Origin of the sequence: Nitratireductor sp. XY-223 (genome assembly GCF_004959855.1) — a bacterium.
Lineage (GTDB): Bacteria > Pseudomonadota > Alphaproteobacteria > Rhizobiales > Rhizobiaceae > Hoeflea_A.
The window spans coordinates 97913-120806 of record NZ_SPNT01000005.1; the positions used below are offsets into that span (position 1 = coordinate 97913).

22 protein-coding genes are annotated in these 22894 nt (G+C 63.5%); 1 reads left to right on the top strand and 21 read right to left on the bottom strand.

The window, feature by feature from the left end; translation table 11 throughout:
- Nucleotides 1-40 precede the first annotated feature (40 nt).
- The 20 genes from E4M07_RS17765 to E4M07_RS17860 form a co-directional block, all read right to left on the bottom strand.
- Nucleotides 41-445: a hypothetical protein gene (locus E4M07_RS17765; protein WP_136659731.1), complete on the bottom strand. Its 405-nt coding sequence runs from the start codon at nucleotides 443-445 to the stop codon at nucleotides 41-43.
- 71 nt (nucleotides 446-516) lie between these two features.
- On the bottom strand, nucleotides 517-1065 hold the full coding sequence (locus tag E4M07_RS17770) for a chemotaxis protein CheD (RefSeq protein WP_136659732.1): 549 nt from the start codon (nucleotides 1063-1065) through the stop codon (nucleotides 517-519).
- Nucleotides 1065-1451 carry a response regulator gene (locus tag E4M07_RS17775; protein ID WP_136659733.1) on the bottom strand — a complete coding sequence of 129 codons (387 nt, stop codon included), beginning with the start codon at nucleotides 1449-1451 and terminating at the stop codon, nucleotides 1065-1067. Before E4M07_RS17775 ends, E4M07_RS17770 begins: the two co-directional genes overlap by 1 nt.
- Entirely contained in the window at nucleotides 1451-2509 is a 1059-nt protein-coding gene (locus tag E4M07_RS17780) for a chemotaxis response regulator protein-glutamate methylesterase (protein WP_281404991.1), read from the bottom strand. The genes E4M07_RS17775 and E4M07_RS17780 overlap by 1 nt, the downstream gene beginning before the upstream one ends.
- The gene (locus E4M07_RS17785) at nucleotides 2509-3330 is read right to left on the bottom strand and encodes a protein-glutamate O-methyltransferase (protein ID WP_246660511.1); all 822 of its coding nucleotides are present in this window, start codon (nucleotides 3328-3330) and stop codon (nucleotides 2509-2511) included. Before E4M07_RS17785 ends, E4M07_RS17780 begins: the two co-directional genes overlap by 1 nt.
- A gap of 104 nt (nucleotides 3331-3434) precedes the next feature.
- Nucleotides 3435-3902 carry a chemotaxis protein CheW gene (locus tag E4M07_RS17790; protein ID WP_136659734.1) on the bottom strand — a complete coding sequence of 156 codons (468 nt, stop codon included), beginning with the start codon at nucleotides 3900-3902 and terminating at the stop codon, nucleotides 3435-3437.
- A gap of 4 nt (nucleotides 3903-3906) precedes the next feature.
- Nucleotides 3907-6213: a chemotaxis protein CheA gene (locus E4M07_RS17795; RefSeq protein WP_136659735.1), complete on the bottom strand. Its 2307-nt coding sequence runs from the start codon at nucleotides 6211-6213 to the stop codon at nucleotides 3907-3909.
- A 13-nt stretch (nucleotides 6214-6226) separates the two neighbouring features.
- Entirely contained in the window at nucleotides 6227-6595 is a 369-nt protein-coding gene (locus tag E4M07_RS17800; RefSeq protein ID WP_136659736.1) for a response regulator, read from the bottom strand.
- On the bottom strand, nucleotides 6592-6894 hold the full coding sequence (locus tag E4M07_RS17805) for an STAS domain-containing protein (protein WP_136659737.1): 303 nt from the start codon (nucleotides 6892-6894) through the stop codon (nucleotides 6592-6594). Before E4M07_RS17805 ends, E4M07_RS17800 begins: the two co-directional genes overlap by 4 nt.
- Before the next feature lie 47 nt (nucleotides 6895-6941).
- A complete protein-coding gene (locus E4M07_RS17810) occupies nucleotides 6942-8909 on the bottom strand; it encodes a HAMP domain-containing methyl-accepting chemotaxis protein (protein ID WP_136659738.1) in 1968 nt (655 codons plus the stop codon).
- An 82-nt stretch (nucleotides 8910-8991) separates the two neighbouring features.
- Entirely contained in the window at nucleotides 8992-10602 is a 1611-nt protein-coding gene (locus E4M07_RS29350; protein ID WP_206057307.1) for a methyl-accepting chemotaxis protein, read from the bottom strand.
- A 755-nt stretch (nucleotides 10603-11357) separates the two neighbouring features.
- Complete coding sequence (locus E4M07_RS17820) at nucleotides 11358-12302, bottom strand: LysR family transcriptional regulator (RefSeq protein WP_136659739.1); 945 nt, start codon at nucleotides 12300-12302, stop codon at nucleotides 11358-11360.
- Between the two features lie 138 nt (nucleotides 12303-12440).
- Nucleotides 12441-13400: a 2-dehydro-3-deoxygalactonokinase gene (locus E4M07_RS17825; RefSeq protein ID WP_136659740.1), complete on the bottom strand. Its 960-nt coding sequence runs from the start codon at nucleotides 13398-13400 to the stop codon at nucleotides 12441-12443.
- A 19-nt stretch (nucleotides 13401-13419) separates the two neighbouring features.
- Nucleotides 13420-14586 (bottom strand): mandelate racemase/muconate lactonizing enzyme family protein, encoded by a 1167-nt coding sequence (locus E4M07_RS17830; RefSeq protein WP_136659741.1) that lies wholly within the window; start codon nucleotides 14584-14586, stop codon nucleotides 13420-13422.
- Entirely contained in the window at nucleotides 14583-16028 is a 1446-nt protein-coding gene (locus E4M07_RS17835) for an aldehyde dehydrogenase family protein (RefSeq protein ID WP_136659742.1), read from the bottom strand. Before E4M07_RS17835 ends, E4M07_RS17830 begins: the two co-directional genes overlap by 4 nt.
- Nucleotides 16029-16039: 11 nt before the next feature.
- Entirely contained in the window at nucleotides 16040-17014 is a 975-nt protein-coding gene (locus E4M07_RS17840) for an aldo/keto reductase (protein WP_136659743.1), read from the bottom strand.
- A 15-nt stretch (nucleotides 17015-17029) separates the two neighbouring features.
- A complete protein-coding gene (locus E4M07_RS17845; protein ID WP_136659744.1) occupies nucleotides 17030-18229 on the bottom strand; it encodes an ABC transporter permease in 1200 nt (399 codons plus the stop codon).
- Nucleotides 18204-19025 (bottom strand): ATP-binding cassette domain-containing protein, encoded by an 822-nt coding sequence (locus E4M07_RS17850; protein WP_136659745.1) that lies wholly within the window; start codon nucleotides 19023-19025, stop codon nucleotides 18204-18206. Before E4M07_RS17850 ends, E4M07_RS17845 begins: the two co-directional genes overlap by 26 nt.
- A gap of 8 nt (nucleotides 19026-19033) precedes the next feature.
- On the bottom strand, nucleotides 19034-20110 hold the full coding sequence (locus E4M07_RS17855) for a sugar ABC transporter substrate-binding protein (protein WP_136659746.1): 1077 nt from the start codon (nucleotides 20108-20110) through the stop codon (nucleotides 19034-19036).
- A gap of 123 nt (nucleotides 20111-20233) precedes the next feature.
- The gene (locus E4M07_RS17860) at nucleotides 20234-20971 is read right to left on the bottom strand and encodes a FadR/GntR family transcriptional regulator (protein WP_136659747.1); all 738 of its coding nucleotides are present in this window, start codon (nucleotides 20969-20971) and stop codon (nucleotides 20234-20236) included.
- A 127-nt stretch (nucleotides 20972-21098) separates the two neighbouring features.
- On the opposite strand from E4M07_RS17860, the gene E4M07_RS17865 reads away from it, so the two are divergent.
- Nucleotides 21099-21398, top strand: coding sequence for a putative quinol monooxygenase (locus tag E4M07_RS17865; RefSeq protein ID WP_136659748.1), 300 nt, complete (start codon nucleotides 21099-21101; stop codon nucleotides 21396-21398).
- 12 nt (nucleotides 21399-21410) lie between these two features.
- Here E4M07_RS17865 and E4M07_RS17870 read toward each other — a convergent pair whose 3' ends face one another.
- Nucleotides 21411-22874 carry a mannitol dehydrogenase family protein gene (locus tag E4M07_RS17870; RefSeq protein ID WP_136659749.1) on the bottom strand — a complete coding sequence of 488 codons (1464 nt, stop codon included), beginning with the start codon at nucleotides 22872-22874 and terminating at the stop codon, nucleotides 21411-21413.
- Nucleotides 22875-22894: the final 20 nt, after the last annotated feature.

The window sequence follows — 22894 nt, forward strand, 5'->3', positions numbered from 1 at the left end:
GGTGCCTGTCGCGGGATTTCGGGAGCGCCAGCCGGCGGCGTCAGAACAGCTCGGTGTCGCCCGCGGCCTGTCGCAATTCCGTGTCCCTGACCGGATAGGGGCGCAGACGCTGCTGCAATTCGCTGAGCGTCAGAACGTTGAGCGCGGTCGTGGTGTCGATCAGCCAATCCTGCGGCGCATCGCCGGCAAGCTCGGCGAGGAAATCGCTCAAGCCCTTTGTCTTCTGGATGGCCAGGTCCATTCCCTGGATCACCGGGACATCTTCCGGATTGACGTGCTTTCCGTCGCCGTGCACCCGGCACAGAACGGCTTCCGCCGCTTCGATGAGCTGTGCCACTTCCGCCAACTCAAGCTGCAGTTTGAGCAAGAGGGTCGTCAGGGATTCCGCCGCCCGTTCCGATGCCTCGCCGCCTGTTTTTGCCAGGTTTTCGCCTGTCCCCGCCATAACGCAATACTCCGCTGGGTCGCCCGTCAATTACTATGCACGGATGCAGTTTCAATCCGCTTAACGGCCGGTCAGAAAAACTCGACCTCATCCGCCGGCGCCGGCTTAGGCGCGACCGGCTGCTCGCGGGCGACCGCCTTGAGCGTCTCGTTGCCGCTCAGGATATTCTGCCGGGCCCGGCCGCTGACCGGCCAGAACTCCACCTTGCGGCCGAGGTCGCCGCCCAAGCTGGAGCTGACGACGCTGATGCCCTCGTCACCGAGGAATTTCTCTGCAAAAATCCCGTTCTTGCGCCCGACATCCGAAAGCCGCGACATGGTCTGGGCGCCGCCGAACAACTTGGCCTCGAGGCGGCCCTTGCGGGCGCCCTTCTGGAGCAGCGCATTGATCAGAAGCTCCATGAGATGCACGCCGTAGCGTGTCGCCTCGCCGCTCCCGCCGCCGTTCGCGTTGCCCGGTAAAAGAAAATGGTTCATCCCGCCGACGCCGGCGACCGGGTCGCGCAGGCAGGCGGCGACGCACGAACCGAGGATTGTCGTCAACACAACATCCGGCTGATCGGATACCAGGAACTTTCCCTGAATGACATGCAGGCGTTTGCGCGAAACATCGGCATTCATTACAGCGCTCCGAAAACAGCCTCGATCGCGGCTTTCATCTTGTCGATCGTGAACGGTTTCGCCAGCACGTTGTTGGCGCCGAGGGATGCCGCCTTCTGCACCAGGGCACGATCGCCCTGGGCCGTGAGGATTATGAACGCGGCCCGTTTCGTGGCGGCGTTGCCGCGTATCGCCTCGAGCAGGCCGAGACCGTCCATCTTGGGCATGTTGAAATCGGAAATGACCAGGTGGTGAGGGTCTTTCTGCATGATCTGGTAGGCCTGTTCTCCGTCGCCGGCAACCGTCACCTGGGTGAAGCCGAGTTGTTGCAGCGCGTCGCCCAGCAGCAATCTGCTGGTGACCTGATCGTCAACAATGAGGGCCTTAATCTTCTGGGCCATAGACATCAGGATGTCCCCCCTTTGCGGGATAATGTAGATTTAAGTATTTCCTCGCCGATACGGCGAAGCGGTAGTTGGTTTTCGACCGCGCCGATTTCAAACGCCGAACGCGGCATTCCGTAGACGACGCAGCTCGCTTCGTTCTGCCCGATCGTCGTCGCGCCCCCATTGCGCATCTCGAGCAGACCCTTCGCGCCGTCGCGCCCCATCCCCGTCAGGATGACCCCCACGGCCCGGCGGCCGCAGCGCTCGGCCACCGAATTGAACAGCACATCGACGGAGGGCCTGTGGCCGTTCACCGTCTCACCCTCGCGCAACCGGCAACGCAAAGATGTTCCGCCGACGACCTCGAGATGCCGGTCGCCGCCGGGCGCGACATAGACCTTGCCCGGAACAATCGGCGCGCCGTCGGCGGCCTCCTCGATTAGCGGCTGGCACAACCGGTTGAGCCGCGCCGCAAAACTGCTGGTGAAGGCCTCGGGCATGTGTTGCGTGATCAGCGTCGGCGGGCAGTTTTTCGGGTAGTTGGATAGCAGCGTGATCAGCGCTTCCACACCGCCCGTCGACGCCCCGATCGCAACGACATTGACGCCGGGCCGATAGTCTTCGATCACCGCCGTTCCGTTGACCTTCGTCGGCGCGGAGGCCGCGGCTGAGGCGATGCGCGCCTTGGATTTCCCGGCCTGCTTGACCTTCTCGATCAATCCGGCGAAGGGCTGCGGATCGCCGGCCGAAGGCTTGCCCACGCAATCGAACGCACCCAGTTCCAGCGCGGCCAGCGAAGCCTCGGCCCCCCTGCTCGTCAGGGTCGAGACCATGATCACCGGCATCGGCCGGAGCCGCATGATTTTCTCCAGGAATTCCAGCCCGTTCATGTTCGGCATCTCGACGTCCAGCGTGATGACGTCGGGATTGAGCTGCTTGATGGCGGTGCGCGCCTGGGCCGCGTCGCCGGCGGTGCCGATCACCTCGATGCCGGCGTCGGAATCGAGCACTGAGCTGATCATGCTGCGCATTGTCGGCGAGTCGTCGACGACGAGGACCTTCACCTTTCCGCTGTCCACTACGCGCCTCCCGTCCGTTTCTGGTAGGTTGTTATTCCCGAATTGCGGAAATGGTTCTTCGCCTCTCCGGAAACGCGCTCGGAATGACCGATATAGAGCCAGCCGCCCTCGGTCAGAAGGTCGCGGTAGCGCGCCCAGATCCTGGCCTGGGTCGGCTCGTCGAAATAGATCACGACATTCCTGCAGAAGAGCACGTCGAACGGCCCCTTGAACGGCCAGTCGCGCATCAGGTTGAGCTCGCGAAAGGTGATCAGCCGCTTGACCGCATCGTCGACACGCCATTGACCGGCCGTGCCGTGCGGCTTGAACCACTGGCGGCGCAACTCGGGCGAGACCGTTTCGATTGCCGCGTCGTCGTAGACGCCTTCCTTCGCATGGGCGATCACCATGGGGTCGATGTCGGTCGCGAGGATCTTGACATCATAACGCTCGGCGTCGGGCATGGCCGATAGAACCGTCAGCGCGATCGTGTAGGGCTCCTGCCCCTGGGAACAGCCGGCGGACCAGATGCGCACGCGGCCGCCGGCCTTGGCGCGGGACACGAGTTCGGGAAAGACCTCGTCGCGCAAATGATCGAAGTGGTGTTCCTCGCGAAAGAAGCGGGTGAAGTTGGTGGTCAGGAGCGACAGCATCTGCCGGCGCTCGTCCTTGCCCTGCGGGCCGGAGACAAGCTTGCAGTAACTCGCGAAACTGTCGACGCCGATGCGCCGGATACGCTTGGCAAGCCGGGAATAGACGAGAGACGCCTTGGTCTCGTTCAAATAGATCCCCGCGTCCTCGTAGATCATCGATGCGATGTCCCTGAGGTCCTTGGCGGTCATGCGAAACTCACCGTCAACGAGCACGTCGCCATTCGGCGCCCGTTCCCTGCCCGGTCCGGCGGTCCCGCCGGCCACCGCCGGCTTGCTCATGGCAGGCAATGCGCTCATGCAGCTTCACTTTCGCCTTCGGGGAATATCGATTCCAGCTCGATCAGGCAGATCATCCGTCCCTCGATCGCCAGCACGCCCTTGGCGAAGGACCGGTCGAGTTCCGACGACACTTCCGGCGTCGGCTGGATGTTGTCGTCGGTGACCGTCAGGATGTCGGACACCGCGTCGACGAGCAGGCCGACCACCTTCTGGTACACCTGGGCAACGATGATGACGTGACGGGCAGAGGGGTCCGATTCCTTCATCCCGAGCCGGCTTGAGAGATCGACGATCGGCAAAACCGCGCCGCGAAGATTGATGACGCCGAGGACATAGCCCGGGGAATGCGGCAGCGCCGTCGCCGGCGTCCAACCCCTGATTTCACGCACCGACATGATGTCGACGCAAAATTCCTGCTCGCCGATCCTGAATGCGATCAGTTCGCGGGCGTCCTCAGCAAGGTTCTTTGAAGTCTGATGCATGGTACTACCCCACAGCTGCAAGTGACATTTCGGATTTGAGCGCGCCGTTTCGCGATGCCGAGACAACCGCCTCGACATCGACGATCAGCGCCACCTGGCCGTCGCCAAGTATGGTGGCCGCGGCTATGCCGGGCACATTCGCGTAATTGGCCTCGAGGCTCTTGATCACCACCTGGCGCTGCCCCTGGATGGCATCCACCAGCAGGGCGCTCTGGCCGCCGTCCTCTGAATCGACCAGCAGGGCGACACCGGCAAGCGGATCCGTCGGCGCATTGCTGAAATTCAGGATCTGGCCGACATCGACCAGCGGCTTGAAGCTGTCGCGAATGGAGATCAGCTGACCGCTGGCGCCGAAGCCGTGTATGTGCTCGTTTTCCGGCTTGAGCGTTTCGATGATCGAGGTGAGCGGCACGACGAGCGTCTGATCGGCGACGGAGACGACCATGCCGTCGAGGACGGCCAGTGTCAGCGGCAGGCTCATGGTGAACACCGATCCCTTGCCGGGGGTCGACGTGATGCTGACGCGACCGCCGAGCGCCTGGATGGAACGCTTGACGACGTCCATCCCCACTCCGCGGCCGGAAATGTCGGACAGTTGCTCGGCCGTCGAGAACCCGGGCTGGAAGATCAGGTTGTCGATCTCCTCGTCGCTCAGCGTCGCCTCAGCCGAAATCAGGCCGCGGTCGACCGCCTTCTGCCGCACCCTCTCGCGGTCGATGCCGGCGCCGTCGTCGGCGATCTCGAGCACGATGCGTCCGGAGCGGTGCTTGGCCGACAATTTGACGATGCCTTCGGCCGGCTTGCCCGCGGCCTGCCGGTCCTCGGGCGTCTCCAGTCCGTGATCGACCGCGTTTCGGATCATGTGGGTCAGCGGCTCGGAGAGCTTGTCGATAACCGTCTTGTCGACCTCGGTTCCCTCCCCTTCGGTCACCAGGCGCACGTTCTTGCCGACCATTTCGGCCGCCTCGCGAACCGTGCGCGACATGCGCTGGAAGATCGGCTTGACCGGCTGGGCGCGGATGGCCATGACGCTGTCCTGGATTTCCCGGGTCAGTTGCTGGAGATCTTCCAGCCCCATGGTCACGGCGGAAGAGCCGGCGGTGGCCGATTCGGTCACGCTCTGCGCCAGCATGGCCTGGTTGATGACCAGCTCGCCGACGAGGTTGATCAGGCGGTCGATGCGGCCGAGTTCAACACGAATGGTCGAGCCCGCGCCGGTCGCCGATGCCCGTGCCTGGGTCTTCGGCGCAGCGGTGTTCTCGGCGGCGTCCTGCTTGTTGGCGTTCGCGGCCTGCTGCAATTCAATGACATTCGGCAATTCGAGCGTCTCCACCGGCGCGGCGGCGGCATCCTCCGCATCGTCCGCAGCGGCGGTTTCCGCCGGTTCCGGCGGCGAAGCGCCCTCGTCGGTTTCCGGCGCGCCGTCCTCAACCGGCTCGGCCTCGCCAGCCGTCGGCGCAGCATCTTCGTCCGCGGTGATCTCGAGCTCGCAGTCCCACTCGGCGAACTCGAACACCGAGCGCACGGCGTCTTCGTCCTCGGCTGTCGTCAGCGTTGCGTTCCAGGTCAGATAGGCGCCTTCCGGGTCGAGCGCGTCGAGGGCGGGCAGCTCAGACCAGTCGCAGTCGACCTCCAGCGTGCCGAGCTGATCGAGCTCGCGCAGAAGCAGCAGCGTTTCGTTGCCCTTGAGATAGAGGTCCGGCTTCGGCTTGAAGGCAATCTTGAAGCGGTTGCCGGCCGGCGCCTGGTCGGTGCCGAATTCGTCGAAGGAGAACGGGACCGGTTCGAATTCGGCATCGCTTTCCTGCAGATCGTCGAACTGGACCGGCACTGGTTTGAAATCGGATTCATCGTCGTCCGCAGGCTCGGCTTTGGACTCGGCTTCGGGCGCCGGCTCGTCGGCGACCGCATCATCGGACACGGGCACCTGGCCATTTGCCAGCGCCTCGAGATCGGCGACAAGCGCCTCGCAGCGCGATTTTTCGACACTGCCTCCATCGCGGGCGGCATTGGTCAGATCGGCGAGGACATCCGCGGATTTCAAGAGGACCTTGACGACATCGCGGGTCGGCTCAAGCTGCTTGGATCGAACGCAATCGAGGGTCGTTTCGAAGACGTGGGCAAAGCTGACAAGATCATCGAGCGCAAATGCGCCGGCGCCGCCCTTGATCGAATGGACCGCCCGGAAAACCGCGTTGACGGTTTCCGGATCGTCATCGCCGTCATTGATGGCGAGAAGACCGGTCTCCAGTTCCGCGAGTTGTTCCTCGCACTCCTGGAAGAAGATCGCTTTGATTTCGTTCATATCCATCGCGGTATCTCCGTCAGGCCGTGACGCGCTGAATCGCGTTGATGAGTTTTTCCGGGTCGAACGGCTTGATGATCCAGCCGGTGGCGCCGGCCTCGCGGGCACGGTTTTTCTTCTCGGCGTCGCTTTCGGTGGTCAGGACGAGAATCGGGACCGCGCGGTGACGCTCGCTCTTGCGAACGTTCTCGATAAAGCCGAAGCCGTCCATGCGGGGCATGTTGATGTCGGTGATGATGACGTCGGGCACGGAGTCGCCCAGGACCTCGAGACCGTGGACACCGTCCTCGGCCTGCAGGGTTTCAAACCCGGCGCCGCTCAGCGTCATCAGCAACATGTTGCGGATGGTGCGCGAGTCGTCGACTGTCAGTACGATCGTTTTTTTCATTGCGTTTGCTCCTTCACATGCAGGCTGTCCGGTCCCACCCCGAGCAGTGCAAGGGCCGAAAGGAAGTTGTTCGATGCATTCACGATCTCAAACGGCACGCCGTCATCGGCCCAGCTCTTGCTGGCACTCAGCAGCAGCTGGACACTCTGCCCCCCGATGCGCTCGACGGCCGATGCGTCGATGACCAGCGCACTGCCGCGCGACGACAGAAGGCTCTTGTGCAATGGTGTGACAGCCGTCAGGTCGAGATTCTCGGCCAGCTGCAGCTGTCCTGTCCCAGTTTGGCTTTCAACGCTCATTTCAGTCCCATCCTGTTCAAATCCGTTTGGCGGCAATCACCGGTCGCTCAGAACTCGGTCCAGTCCTCATCACTCGTTTCAGCGGCGGCAGCGGTCGCAACGGCGCCCCCCGTTGCAAAGGCACTGGCCAGTTTCTTGCCAAGGCTCCTGGCCGGGGAATCCACCGGCACGCTCTCCTCGTGCGCCGGTTCCGGCACCGCGGGCTGCACCGGCTCGGCGTGCGCGATGGCCGTTGCACCGGTGCTGAATGCCGACACGAGCTCCCGGAGCTTGCGGCTCTCGGCGGTCAGGTTCTGGCAGGCCGCATTGGTCTCCTCGACCATGGCCGCGTTCTGCTGGGTGACCTGGTCCATCTGGTTGATGGCCGTGTTGATCTCCTGCAGGCCGGCTGTCTGCTCGCGCGACGAGGTGACGATCGAGGCGACCCGGTCGTTGATTTTCAGGACATGCTGTTCGATTTCCTCCAGCGCCTCTCCGGTCCGGCTGACCAGCGACACGCCGTCTCCGACCTCGGCGACCGAATTGTTGATCAGGTCCTTGATCTCCTTGGCGGCATTGGCCGAACGCTGGGCCAGTTCGCGCACTTCCTGGGCGACGACGGCAAAACCCTTGCCGGCATCGCCGGCGCGCGCCGCCTCGACGCCGGCATTGAGCGCGAGGAGATTGGTCTGGAACGCGATATCGTCGATGACCCCGATGATCTGGCTGATCTGCCCCGACGACTGTTCGATGCGCTGCATCGCCGTAATCGCGTCCTTGACGATCGTCCCCGATTTACGGGCGCCGTCCTTGGCGTCGTCGACCATCTGGCCGGCTTCCTCGGCTGCGGTAGCGGAGTTGCGGACCGTGGTGGTGATCTCATCGAGCGCGGCTGCCGTTTCCTCGAGCGCCGCCGCCTGCTGCTCGGTACGGCGGGAAAGATCGTCCGCCGCCTGGGAGATTTCGGTGGAGCCGGTCTGCACGATATCCGTCGAACCGGTGATATCGGTGAGCGTCCTGTTGAGGGTGCCGACCGACTGATTGAAGGCGCTGCGCAGCTCCTCGTATTCGGCAATGAACGGCTCGCTCAGTTCGACAGAGAGATCGCCCTCGGCAAGGTGATGCAACCCGTTGGCGACGCTCTCGATGACAATGCGGCGCTGCCTGTCTTCCTCCTCGCGTCGGGCCGCGCTGTCGGATTCGGCCTCCTCGCGATTGCGGCGCTCCTGGTCGGCGGCATCGCGCGCGTCCCGGCCATCAATGATCGCCTGGCGGAACACCTCGACGGATTGCGCCATCTGGCCGATTTCGTCGGACCGGTTGGTGTAGGGAACCTCCTGGTCATAGGAGCCGGAGGCCAGCACGCCCATATAGTCGGTCATTTTCCCAATGGGACTCACGACCAGGCGGCGTATGGCGGCTATGCCGCCGAGCAGAAGGACAAGCGCGATCAGTGCCGCGGCGAGCGCCAGCGACTGGTAGAGCGTCGCCATCTGATGGGCCTGCGTCTCCTGCCGGGCAAGCGCCGCGTTGGTCTCGCCGACAACGGCCTGCAGGTTCTCGCGATGTTCGTGAAACACCCGGCGCAGCTCAGAAAGGGCAGGCAGCAACAGGAGGCCGTCGCCGGCTTCCATCGCCGGGATCACGCTGGTGTTGACAACCTCCCAGAACCGGTTGCCGTCGTTTTGCACGCTGGCTTCGATTCCGTCTTTCAACGTGGCGCTGATATGGGCATCGCGCCAGTGCTGGGAGCGTTCGTTGTAAAGGGTCTCGAGATCGCGAAGACGTGCAACATTTTCTTCAAGCAGGCTGCGCGTGCTCGCCGCCTCGAGGGTCATCATGTAGGCTTCGGCGAGAAACAGCGCCGGCGGCAGGACATCGGCCCGCAGGTCGTTGAGTTCGATGATGCGGTTGTATTCCGGGGAGCCGATCTCGACCTTGCTGATCGTCAGTGAATTAATACCGACCGCCGCCACAAAACCGAGCGATACGATCGTGCCAAAAACCAGCAGTCCCCTTGCAATCGTCAATCTCATCGATAATCCCCCGAAATATGCTTTGCCGGCGCGAAATGGCCGTCGTGTTTACACAAAATATGTTTCGTCACCCGGTTCATGATCATGCGCTCCGCCTGACCGGCGTGGCCGGAACGGCCCGCGCTTCCGGGTCGAATCGCGGATCGGCCACGTGCCGCTCCGCGCGCTGCGCTTCACCGTCCGGTGAAGACTGGTTGCCGGCCGGACCGCCCAGCCGGAACCGGCGGACGATTTCACCCAGCTGGACGATTGCCGCCTGGACATCCTCAACGGATTTCCGGGCGTTGTCGGAACGTGCGGCGACACCGGCGGCCTCCGCGCCCGCCGTCTCCAGATCGGCACGCAGCCGGCTTATTTCCTCAGCTTCCTGTCCCGACCCCTCAACCGTGCGGGCGATCGCCGTATCGATGTCCCCGAAGCGGTCGACCACCTCGTCGATCGCGGTGCCGGCCTTGCCGACCGCCTCCACGCCGGCGTCGATACGAGACTTGGTATCGCTGACGAGCGTCTCGATTTCCTTCGCTGCGTCGGTCGAGCGCTGGGCCAGCGCCCTGACCTCCTGGGCGACCACCGCGAAGCCGCGACCGGCCTCTCCCGCACGCGCCGCCTCGATGCCGGCATTCAGGGCCAAGAGGTTGGTCTGAAAGGCAATGTCGTCGATCGCGGCGGTGATCTGCCCGATCCGGTCGGCAAGCCCTTCTATGCCGTTCATCGCCTCGACCGCCCGGCCCATCACCTTGCCGCCGTTTTCGGCGCTGTCGCGGGCGCTGACGATTACCGTCTCAACGCCGCCGAAGGCATCGCGCGCGCCGCTTGCGTCTTGCAAGGCGGCCAGCGCGCCGGTGACGTCGCCGATCCGGCCGGCGGCCGATGCCGCATCCGAGGCAAGTTCGCCGACCGCGGCAACGGAGGTCTCGGCCCTGTCGTTCCCCGACAGCAGGCTTTTCACGATTGTCGCGAATGTCGACTGGATCCGGTCGAGCGCAACGTTGAAGGTCGCCGCCAGTTCGCGGTGGTCCGCCGGGACCGAACCGGTGATGCGGTTCTGCAGGTCGCCGACCATCAGGCCGCGGACGGCACTGCCGAACTCGGCGTTGACGGATTGCCGTTCCTGCGCCGCGCGCTCCTCGAATGCGGCTTCGGCAAGCGACTGGCTCTCCTCGCGGTGACCGGCCCAGAACAGGCCGGTTGTGCTTGCCAGCACGGAGAAGACGGCGGCAGTTTCGTCAACGGCCGCCTCAAGACTGTCCGGCGCGCTGCCGGAGCGCGAAAACATGCCCTTCGGCCAACGCTGCTTGAGGATCTCACGGACAACGGGTTTGAAAATATGAGTTTGCGCTGCCAGTGCCCATTGCGGATCGGCTTCGTCGCGGGCGCAGGAGCGGCCCACTGAGCGGGCAGCCTCCTCGTATTGCACGCGGCCTCCCGGTTCGCCCAATTCGCCGGCCGAACCCAGGACTCTCACCATGGCGGCCATGGCGTTGCGCTGGCTTTCGAATTCGTCTTGCCGGCTGTCAGACGGCGCACGCAATGACTGCAGGCTCGATTGAGCGGCATCCATGGCGGCGGCAAACTCGCTGCCGACCGTTTTGGCTGCGTCTGCGCCGGCGTCGCCCAGATTCAGAAAGTCACGCTGCTGGCGCGCACCCGGCGCCCGGTCGTGTTCTGTCTGTGTTGACGTCTGCCTGCGCACACGGTTTCCCCAACAACCCGGCGCCGTCGACCGGAACGTGTCGACGTGCCACTTCCTCCCGGACGGTCCCGGCGCGTTGACGATCGCGCGGTGAACCCTGGCGCAAGCCAGCCCAACACCCGTGGAGCGCTCACGGGGTTACGGTTCCAGTCAAAAAAATCTGAATTGAAAATACCGGATTACGACCGGTTCAACGGAGTAGCCTCATGCCCATGGACCGAACGCGCTTGCGCTGCTCCATTCCGCCGCACTGAAACGCTATGGCGAATTCGTTTCGCTAAGGTTAACAAAACCTTCAAAAATGTAGTGCGAATTAATCGATTCCACGCCAATTTTTATTAGGCAAATAGGTAAGCCAGTCTGGATTAATACTTATAGTTGTTGCACACCTTAATATTACTTGACTATGCAAAGCTCAAAGTCACAAGCTTCGAGCAAGCTTTCTCTGCAAGGTTGCAGCCTATTATCGGAGCAAGACCTAACGTGTTCCTGTCATGATGACTGTGTGGAGATGTGCTGAATGTTTGCTATCGGCTTGGTCGCCCTGTTTATCGTCGTTGTTATGTCGCTTGCATTTTCATTGTTGAACCTGCTGGACACACAAAGAAGAACGCACGCCTACCCGCGTATCTGACGCCACGCAGGGCGACGCCGCGTGACCGCCGGGCCGGTGCAGCCGAACAGGACGGCACGGGGATGCGCGGCACCGAACCGGGATCTTCCGGTTTGATATCACCCGAGCAACGGGAAAAGCATCAAATCCGCTCGCGCAGATCGGCCCCGGGCTGTGCCTGCCATTCACCGCTGGCGATCATCGACGCGATTTCATCCAGCAACAGTTCGAGAACGGCATCGGCGGCGCGCGTGTTCGGCCGCTGTGAGGGAACGCCAAGCACGAGCTGCCGCCACAATCCACCCGAGCCTATCGAGCGTGCCTTCAGCAGATCCTGGTCCAGCTCGGCTTTCAGCGAGGCCGGAGGCAGGAAAGAGTGACAGAGACCCGACATCACCATCGACTTGATGGCCCAGTAGGAGTCGACCTCATAGGGCACATTGATCGTGTGCCCCGCTTTCTTGGCGGTGCTTTCGACAAGGTGCCTGAGCGCATAGGGACGGCCGGGCAGCACAAGCGGCAGTTTCTCGACCGCGTCGAATCCGAGCTGCGGTCCGACACCTTCCAGAGAACCGGGCGGGCTGATGAGCACGACTTCCTCGTGAAGCAGCTCCTTCGTGCGTATGTGCAGATCGCTCGATGGCCCGTAGAGGAACGCGATGTCGACATCGCCGCGCTGGATCCAGGTGAGCACGTCGACCGAATAGCCTTCGCGGATCCGCAGGCTGACCTCCGGCAGTTCCCGGGCGGTGCGCTCGACCAGCCGCGTCGCGAACACCGTCGAAACCGTCGGCATCAGGGCGAGCGCGACATTGCCGCTGATTTCAGAATGCAGGGACTGCACATCCTGCATGGTCAATTCCAACTGCCGTATGACGCCGGAGACCCGGCGCAGCAATTCCGAACCGGCCTCCGTGAGCTCCATGCCGCGCACATGCCGGTCGAAAAGCGGCACACCGACTTCATGCTCAAGAAGCTTGATCTGGCGAGACAGAGCCGGTTGCGCGATGCGCATACGATCCGAAGCCCTGCTCAGCGAGCCTGACTCTGCAACGCATATAAACGTCTTCAGCTGGCGGAAATCCAACGCCCTAACCTTCGCATTCTGTTATTTTGTTATTGTAACTATAACCAAATTAAATAACAGCCGGCGGCCACTATGGGGCCGCGGGAGCGATGGCGCAAATTAAAGTGTCGACAGGTTCCAGGGGTCGCCAGCCGACAATCAGGAAAGCACACCCACTTCGGTGCAATAGGAACCGGTCGATCCGAACTGCTGTAAGCGACGCGTCCAAATCCGCCCTGCGGCATGGTAGAGGCCGGACCGGGCCATTTCCGAAGCATCGAGACAGGTGTGGTCAATGCCTGCGGTCGCAAGGGCCAGGCTGTAATTCCGGCACAGTGCACCTGACGATATCAATGTCAGCTTCCTGTTCGTGTCGTCACGCATTCCGGCGATTTCCAGCCCGATGAGCAGGCCCGAGAGCCGCGCCGCGCCATCGCTGCGCTCGGCACAATCGAGCAGCGGCGCGGCGCGCAGGGAGAACAGCGTCCTGAGGATATCCGACGGGGCATTGACCGAAGCGCGGACCGCATCGGCAAATACGCCGTTGCTTGCGTGTTTCGCGTCCGCATCTATGAAATGCGACAGGGTCGAGTTGCGCTCAAGCAGCGAGAACACCTCTCCCGTCATGGCCGTTGCGAACGCCGCGACACGGCCGGATTCAAGGCGGACCCACTTGGAATGGGTTCCCGGAAGGCAGACAATACCATCGGTGCAGCCTGCGAGCGCCGCGCCGAGAAGGAGCGTTTCCTCGCCGCGCATGACGTCCGGGCTTGACGGATTGCGCTGCGAAAGACCGGGCAGGATGCAGACTTCGCGCTTGCGCGAGCTTATCGAGATCGCCTGCCGGGGAAACGCGTCAAGCCGCGCCGGGATGTCGACATAGGGCGCTTCCTTCCAGCCCTGCGCCGAGCCCACCATACCGCAGGCGATGACCGGGAGATCCTCAGGCAGCGCCAGTTCGGCGAGCCCTTCTTCGAGCCTGCCCTGAAATTCGTCCGGACGCAGTCCGGACATGCCGCAGTCGCTGCGCAGTTCGGCGACGGCGCGGCCCACTGCATCCAGCGCCCACAGGCGGAAACTGGTCGTGCCCCAATCGACGGCAGCGCAAAAAACATCCATATCAAAGCGGCCCTATCGCTCACGTCACAGAATATCGTTCGATGAAACCGGGATCCGGCTCCACGCCCAGTCCCGGCCCCTCGGGCACACTGGCGTACCCGCCGCTTCGCCTTACCTGGGCCGGTATGTCCATCGGCTCGACCAGCAGATCATCGCGGAAAAGATTGTCGGTCGTGTCGAACTCGAGCATCGGTTCGCGCGGATTCAGGCCACCCGGGACCGGCGGCATTGCCGCCAGCAGATGCAGGTTGGCCGCCACCGCGACCGCAGAGCCCCAGACGTGATTGACGACGGGCGTGAAATGCGTATGCGCCAACGCCAGAACCTTCAGATATTCCGAGATTCCGCCCAGCGCGCAGACTTCGGGCTGCGCTATGTCGAGGCAGCGGCCTTCAAGCAAATGGCGCCAACCCCATCGGGTAAACTCGGCCTCGCCGCCGGAGATGTTGGTCTTGAGCCGCGTCCGCAACTCACCGTATCCGTCGAGATCCTCCGGGGCCACGGGTTCCTCGAACCAGTAGGCATTCATCTCATCGAGAGCCTGGCCGACGTAAAACGCATCCGCAACGGTGTAACAGTGGTTCGCATCGACCATGAACGGGAATTCCTCGCCGATGCCGGAACGGACGGCCTCGATGAGCCGGATGTCGTTCCTGTGGCCGAGACCGACCTTCATCTTCGTGGCGACGAAACCGGCTTCCTTGATGCCCGCCGCCTCGTCCCTGAAACGCGAGACATGCGCGTCGATATCCTCGCGACCGAGCATCATGCCGTATCCGTAGACCGGCACCCGGTCGCGGTGCCTGCCGCCGGCCAGCTTGCAAAGCGGCAGGCCGGCGATTTTGCCGGTCAGGTCCCACAACGCGATATCGACACCGGACAGGGCCTGTATCGGCATGCCCTTCTGACCGTGGTCGCGCAGGAGGTTGTAGACATTGTGCCAGATGGCGTCACGATCGACCGGATCGCAGCCGAGTATCATAGGCTGAATCACCTCTTCGACAATCGTGCGGTTGGCGATCGCCACATTGCCGGGGCCAAAACACTCGCCCCAGCCGGTCAGCCCCTCATCGGTCTGCACTTCGACCAGATGGGCCGAACGCCGACTGTAAAACTGCTGGGAATATCCCAGTTCCCGGTCCAGCTCGTACTGCAGGATGTGACTCTTTACGCGGGTGATCTTCATGCGCCATCGTCCCGTGAAACCAGGGCACGCGAAATGCGTTTGGGCGCCAGATAGTCGTGCAGCGCGAGGTGCGAGCAGTCGCAACCGATGCCGGACTGCTTGATGCCGATATGCGGAAGATCGATGGCATACTTGATGCCGTTGATCTGCACTTCGCCGAAGCGAAGCCTGGCGGCGCAGCGTTCCGCTTTCTCGATATCGCGGGTGAATACGTAGTCCGTCAGACCGGCATCGGTGTCATTGGCCGCGTCGAGCACCGACTTCTCGTCGTTGAATTCTATCAGGCTGACGACCGGGCCGAATATCTCCTCAGAATAGATGCGCATCGGGCTCGTCACGCCTTTCAGCACGGTCGGGGCGTAGAAATGGCCGCGATCGTGTCCCGGTGCGCGGCCGCCCCCGGCAAGAACCTGCGCACCGCCGGCAACGGCATCCCTGACGAGACCGTCAACGCGCTGGAAGGCGGCCGCGTCAATCAGCGGCCCCATGTCCACGGGTGCGTTCCGGTCGAAGCCGACCGCGACCGCCCTCGCCCGTTCGACGACCTTTTGCGCAAAAGCGTCTGCAACCGCAGATTCGACATAGACCCTGTTCGGGGTGACGCAAATCTGGCCGGCATTGCCGAACTTGACCGCGCCGACAATGTCTGCGGCCAGATCGAGATCGGCATCGGCGAACACCAGGACCGGCGCGTTGCCGCCGAGCTCCATGGAGTAGCGCTTGATCGAGGTCGCACCCTTTTCCATGACGCGCCGGCCGGTACGCGCCGACCCGATCAGGGTCAGCATTGCCGGGATCTTTGACGAGGACAGCGCATCGCCTACTTCCGCATCGTCGCCGCAGACGATGTTGACGACACCGGGCGGAAGCCCGATGCGGTGGCACAGCTCTCCGACCGCGTAGGCGGACAGCGGCGACTTGAAGGACGGTTTGATGACAATGGGGCAGCCGGCGGCCATGGCCGGGCCGATCTTGAAGGCGAGATTGAGCAGCGGAAAATTCCAGGCGATGAAGGCAACGGCCACGCCGACCGGCTCGTAGACCAGCGAATGGCTGTGCGTTCCCTCGCGGTCGACAAGCGCCTCCGGCCGCAGGCGCGAAATCTCCTCGGCGTAGAACTGCAGGCTGTTCACGAGACTGTCGAAATCCTCCTGCGTTCCGGCCCAGTTCTTGCCCATTTCAAGGTGAACGCACTCGCGCAAATGCTCCTCGCTGGCGATTACGGCATCGCGCAGCATGTGCATCCACCGCGCACGCTCGGAAATCGACGTCGCCGACCAGTCTGCGAACGCTGAATCGGCGGCGGCGAGCGCCGCCTCGGCATCGGCGGCAGTCGCCCATGCGACCTGCCCGACGGTCTCTTCCGTGGCGGGGCTGACGACATCGAACGGCGTTCGGCTGTCGACAAGTTCACCGCCGATATACATTTTCTTAGACAGCATGACGCGGCTCCTCAAAACGGTCTTTCATCGCTGCGCAGATCGAGCCAGTCGCGCTCGAGCGGCGTGAGCTGCAGCGCGCCGGCTCTCGCCGAAGATGCAACCTGTTCCGGCGTCTCCGCTCCGTTGAGCGCGACCACCGGAAACGCCTGGCTGATCACATAGGCGAGCGCGATCTCGAACATGTTCATTCCACGCGCGGCACCGAACGCCTCGGCGCGCTTCTTGCGCTCGAAATTCGCATCCGAATAAAAGACCCGCACCAGATCCGCGTCACTCGTGTCCGCCCGATCGGCCCTGGCGAAAAAGCCACGACCGAGCGCAGACCACGCCACCAGGAGGAAGTTGCTGGCTGTGAACCAGTCGCGGTCTGCGTCATCGGTGACCACGGTATCCGGCCAGAAAGGCTCGTTGGCACGGGCAAGGGAGAAATTCGGTGAGGAGCTCATCATCGCGGCCTTGCCGTTTTCACGGGCGTAGTCGACGGCCTCCTGGATGCGGGCGGTCGTCCAGTTGGACGCGCCGTAGGCCTTCAGCCGGCCGGCACGCACCTCTTCGTCAAGCGCGTCGACCAGGGGGCCGACGGGACAGGACGGATCGTCCCTGTGAAACATCCAGATATCGAGATGGTCGGTCTTCAGACGTTCGAGCGAGCCGTCGATCGCCTTGTGCACCGATTCCGGATCGATCCTGGCGCCGCCCGCATGTAATGGCGCGCAATAACCGGGGATCAGACCTTTCGATGCGAGCACAATGCGTTCGCGGATGCCTGGACGGTCGGCGAGCCAGTCGCCGATCACCATTTCGGAGTAGCCGTGTTCCTCAACCGCGCCGTAGACCTCGGCCGTGTCCACATAGGTCCCGCCGTGCTCGACGAACGCATCCAGCAGACCGAAGTCCCTTTCCCTTGTATCGGGGTGGAAGATCATCGTGCCCATGCCGATCGCCGAGACCGGCTTGTTCAGGGATTTGATTTCGTAAGTCTTCATCAGAGCATCTCTCGACTAGCGGGAATGGCCGGAGCCGGCCCGCGAAATTGCATCTATGGAAACCGCCAGCAGCAGGATCGCACCGGAGAACATCAGCTTGTCGGCGGCACTTGCGCCGGAAAGATCGAGCCCGTTTCCGAGCGAGCCGATCACCAGCGCACCCAAAAGCGCGTTCCAGACACTACCGCGGCCGCCGAACAGGGATGTGCCGCCTATGACCGCGGCGCCGATCGCTTCGAGTAGCAGCGGACCGCCGGCAAAGGCGTTGAAAGAGACGGACGCATAGCGCGACGCGCCGACAATGCCGCCGACTGCCGCCATCAGCCCGACGATGGCAAACGCCGCAACGCGTATCTTCTGCACGGACATGCCGACCCGGCGGGCCGATTCCGTGTTGCCGCCGACGGCAAACAGGGAACGGCCGAACGGCGTCGAGGTGGTGATCCAGGCAAGGAGCGCGGTGAGACCCACCAGCAGGACGACGAGCAGCGGCACGCCGCGATAGGCGTTGAGCGTCGCGACCGCGGCGAATGCGAGGAGCGCAAAGAAAGCCACGCGGCTGACGGTCGCGGCGACCGGATCCAGCTCGAGCCCCATGGATTTGCGCCGGTTGTGACGGCGCCAGGCGATGAACGCGAACGCGGCAACGCACAGCGCGGCGAGCAGCCATCCGATCTCCGGCGGCAGGTTGATGGTGGTGATTCCGCGGACGAAGGGATCGCGCACGTTGATCGCGCCCTGGATGCCAAGGATCTTGAGCATCAGACCCTGAAAGCCCAGAAGGCCGGCCAGCGTGACAACGAAGGAGGGTATCCCGACATAGGCGACGAGCAGGCCCTGCAGGGAACTCAGCGTAATGCCCGCCGCGATCGCGACAAGGCAGGCCAGCGGCGCCGGAATGCCGGCGCTTGCGATGAGGACCGCCATCAGCGCGGCGCAGACACCGGATGTCGCCGCCACCGACAGGTCGATATCGCCAAGCAGCAGCACGACGGTGATGCCGACGGCCAGCGTACCGACGACGGCGCTTTGCATGAACAGGAAGTAGAAATTGCGGGCGCTGAGGAATGCCGGTTCGGTCACGCCGAAGTAGATCCAGATCGCGGCGAGCGCCAGCAGCACCGGGATGAAGGCGCCAAAGCGCGACTCCGGCAGTCCGCGGAACCAATCGATCAATCCGGTTGGACGCTCATGCGACACGGTCAGATATCCCATCGAAGCCTCTCGTCATTGCTACTACAATTTCATCGGGATTGGTGTCGGCCGTTTCATAGACCGCCACGTTGGATCCGTGGCGCAGGACCGTGATGCGGTCGCTGACCTCGAAAATGTCCCGCAGGTTATGCGAGATGTAGACGACCGCGTGGTTGGTCTCGCGCAGGCGCTTCACGACGTCCAGAACCTGCTTGGTCTGCGCCACGCCCAGCGCCGCCGTCGGCTCGTCGAGCAGGACCACGGTCGATTCCGCACCGACGGCGCGCGCGATCGCGATCGCCTGGCGCTGACCGCCCGACAGCCCGCCCACCTTCGACCGTATCGACTGCAGGGTCCGCACCTGAAGGCGCGCCACGGCGTCCTGGGCCCGCGCTTCCATCGCCAGGTCGTCGAGCGGGCGCAGCGCCCGGGGCAGGAAATTCCATCCCGGCCGCGTCGGCTCGTGACCGAGGAACAGATTGGCCGATACGTCGAGATTCTCGCACAGCGCCAGATCCTGGTAGACGATCTGGATGCCCAGATCCGTCGCGTCGTGCGGCGTGGCGATGTCCACCTCGGCGCCGTCCAGAAAAAAGTTTCCCTCGTCGGCCCGGATGGCGCCGGCAATGGTCTTCATCAGCGTCGACTTGCCGGCACCGTTGTCGCCGACAAGCGCCATGACCTCGCCGCGCCGGACCTCGAAATCGATGCCCCGTAAAGCCTCGACCCCGCCGAAGCGTTTCTTGATCTTGCGCACACTCAGGTGTGCGGCCTGCGGCGGGGCCGTCGGCCCCGCCCATTCGTTTCCGACTGACATCTTGCCACCTAGCTCTTGCAGAAATCGGTATCCGCAGCGGCACCCTGGCACACGTCATCCTTCGAAATCGAGGTGTCGTGCTCGATCACATAGGCGACGCCTTCCTCGCCGACAGCCGAATAGTGACCGACCGGCACAAACGGAACATCGCCGTCGGCGGCGTTCTTGACGGTGCCCTGGGTCAGGTCATCGACACCTTCGCCCTTGACCAGGCGTACCGTCACGCTCGCGGTCACGCCGGCCATGTCCTTGAACGGCCGCCAGCCGGTCTGCGTCTGCTCGCCAAGCAGGATCAGTTGCAGCGCCTGGACGGTCGCGTCGAGGCCCGAAACCGGCACCTTGCCGGCAAGGCCCTGCTCCGCCAGGGACGCAATCGCGGCGCCGGCATTGCCGTCATTGGACGACACGACGCCCTGTACGTTGTTGTTCAGCTTGGTGAGCGCCTGATCCATCGAGCGGCGCGCAATCGCCGGATCCCAGCCTTGCGTCCAGTTCTCGTAGCCGAGAACGCGTTCGCCGGAATCAAACAGCGGCTGCAGGATCTCAAGCTGGCCGTTATGGATAACAGCCGCGTTCGGGTCCGTGGGCGATCCCTTCAGGAGCACCAGCGTGTCGCCGGACTTGGTGTTCTCGACGACATGCTCGGCCTGGGACTTGCCCATGGCGCCGAGGTCAGCCTGTACCCAGAAACTGGTGTTCTTGGAGTGGATCATGCGATCATAGGCGATCGTCGGCACGCCCGCTTCGGCGGCACTGTCGGCAATAATCGCCGCACTCTCGCCGTCGATGGGAATGACGACAAGCACCTTGGCGCCGCGCGTCAGCGCCTGCTCGGCCTGGCGCTGCTGGGTCGCCGTGTCGTTGTTGGCATTGAAGACCTCGACCTCGATATTCGGCGCCGTCTCCTTCATGGCCTCGACGAAGAATCGCGCGTCCTGGCTCTCCCAGCGCGGGTTGACGTTCTCCGGCAGGAGCATGGCGACGAAATCGCCGGCAAATGCCTGCGCCGACAACGACAGGGCCGCGGCCATGGCCGCCAGTCCCACCCCGTATTTCAACGCTGATCTGCGAGAAGAATTGAGCATATGTACCTCCCTTGGTTGCCCAAAATTTTGGCAAAGCAAAGCCGTCGCCCCCATCCCGCGGGAACGCATTCATATCCTGTTGCTGTGCCGTTCTTCGGCGGGCGCTAGGGCCCGGCCATTGCGTTATGCCTCGTCCAGCATACCTCCCAGGCGGCGGCTGGCATCGCCCAGCAGCCGCTCCATGACACGTTCGGCACGCGCGCCGTCGCGCGCGGCGATCGCTTCGTAGACCTCCCGGTGAAACGGGATCGAATCCTCGTTTTCGCGCGGGTCCTTGTTGGTCAGGCGTATGCTGCTCAGCAGTGCCGAGAAGATCACGCCTTCCATGGCAACCAGAAACTCGTTCTGCGCCGCCCGCAATATCGAGCGGTGGAACAGGGCGTCGGCAATGACGAAATCCTCGGCGGAGCCTTTTTCCGCCTCCATGCGTTCGATGGCGGCCTCGATCTGCGCCAGTTCCTCTTCCGTTGCCCGTTCGGCGGCCCAGCGCGCCGCCTTGGGTTCGAACACCTGGCGTATCTCCATGAGTTGATGGAAAAAGTCGCCATTCGGCGGCGCCGACTGGTACCAGGCGAGCACGTCATCATCCAATAGGCCCCAACTGCTGCGCGCGCGGACCCTCGTGCCGATGCCGCGACGCACCTCAAGCAGGCCCTTGCCCACCAGGATCTTGACGGCATCTCGGATCACCGACCGGCTGACCTGGTAGCGCTCGGCCAGCGTGCCCTCGTCCTCGACCAGGTCGCCGGGGGCGTAGGTCTGCGAGACGATGCGACGCCCGATCTCGCGCGCCACCTGCGTTGAAAGGCTGGGCGCGAGACCCGCCACCTGCTTCAAATCGTAAAAGATCAATTCGCTCATGGGATGTAATCAAACATATGATGTTTACATAGTCAATATGTTTTGATCGGATTTTCACCGACCCGCCGTCAGGGCGGGTCGACCCGGGCGCAGAACCGATCTAGCTTCCGGAGCAAAGGAGGACCCCATGATCATCGTCACAGGAACAATTGAACTGGATCAATCGGACATCGCGCCGGCCGTTGCCGCCGCACGCGATGCCGTGGAAGAGACCGAGGCGGAAGACGGCTGCATCGTCTACCGGTTCTATCAGGACATCGGCGATCCGGCGCTGTTCCGCGTCTATGAGGAGTGGGAGAGCCAGGCGCATCTCGACCGGCACCTGAAAAGCGCGCATGTCGCCGCGTTCAATCAGAAACTGCGCGGGTTGCGCATCAAATCGCTGTCGATCAATGTCGTGGAGCCGAAATCCATCCGCCCGATCTAGCCGTGAAACGGTCTAGCGCACCGCGGCCATGGCCGTGACGGCGCCCTCGTCGAACAGGATGCGCAGCTGCGCCAGAACCGCATCGCGGAAGTTTTCATTTCCGGACAGATCGCCGAACACCGGCCGGAGATCGAGCATCGCATTGCCGAATGCCGGCACGTCCGGCAGTGTCATTTCGGCGATCCTGGAAAGTTCTTCGGCCATCGGGTCCTCGATCGCGTATGGGCTGCCGTCGCCCCTTTCTCCGCTCAGATGGCGGATCCAGGCTGCGACCGCCAGCGTCAGGCGCCCGTGCGGCCGCCCTTCCCCCATCCGGTCGCGGATCGTGCCGAGCAGCCGTTGCGGGATTTTCTGCGAGCCGTCCATGGCGATCTGCAGGGTCCGGTGCTTCAGCGCCGTGTTGGCGAAGCGTTCGAGGAGCGCGCGTGCATAGGCGGCAAGATCGACCCCCGGAACATCGAGCATCGGGGTGATCTCGTCGCGCATCATGGCCTCCAGGTAGGCGGCAAGAACGGGATCGGCGACCGCATCGGCGACCGTCTCGTAGCCGGCCTCGACGCCGAGATAGGCGAGCGCCGAATGGCTGCCGTTGAGCAGCCTGAGCTTCATCGCCTCGAACGGCCCGACATCGTTGGTCATGATCACGCCGGCCAGTTCCAGCGCCGGCCGGCCGGCGACAAACCGGTCCTCGACCACCCACTGGCTGAACGGTTCGGTGACAACGGGCCAGGCGTCCTCGTAGCCGGTCAGGGCGGCGATCTCAGCACGGTCGGCATCGGTCGTCGCCGGCACGATGCGGTCGACCATCGAGGAGGGAAAGGCGATGGTCTCGCCGATCCAGCGGGCGAGCGCCGGGTCGCGGGCCTCGGCAAAACGCGTGACCACGCGGGAAAGCGTGCCGCCATTGTCCGGCAGGTTGTCGCAACTCAGGACCGTGAGCGGCGGCATCCCCCGCTGCCGCCGCACCGAGAGCGCCGTTGCCAGAAGGCCGGGAACCGAGCCCGCGCCCCCGCCGCTCTCCAGGTCCGCGCGGATTTCGGGATGATCAAGATTGAGTTCGCCGGTCGCCGGATTGCGGCAATAGGCCTTCTCGGTGACGGTGAGCGTGACGATGCGGGTCTGCGGCGCTGCGATCGCCTCGATGACGGCAAGGTTGCCGGGTGGTGCGTGCAGAATATCGACGATCGCGCCGATGACGCGCGCACTGATTTCATCTCCCTGTCGGATGGCGAGCGTATAGAGGAAATCCTGCGGTGCCAGCGCCTCGCGCATGTCGCCGCGCCTGAGGCTGGCGCCGATGATCGCCCAGTCCGGCTCCTCGCCGAGCCGGTCGTCGATATAGACCGCCTGGTGGGCGCGATGGAACGCGCCGATGCCGAGGTGAACGATGCCGGGCGAAATCGCGCCGCGGTCGTAGTCGGGGGCCTTCGCCGGCCCCTTGCCGCTCTCGAGGGTCTTTGAGTTCAACCGGCCCATAGCAAATCATCCCCCGCCTT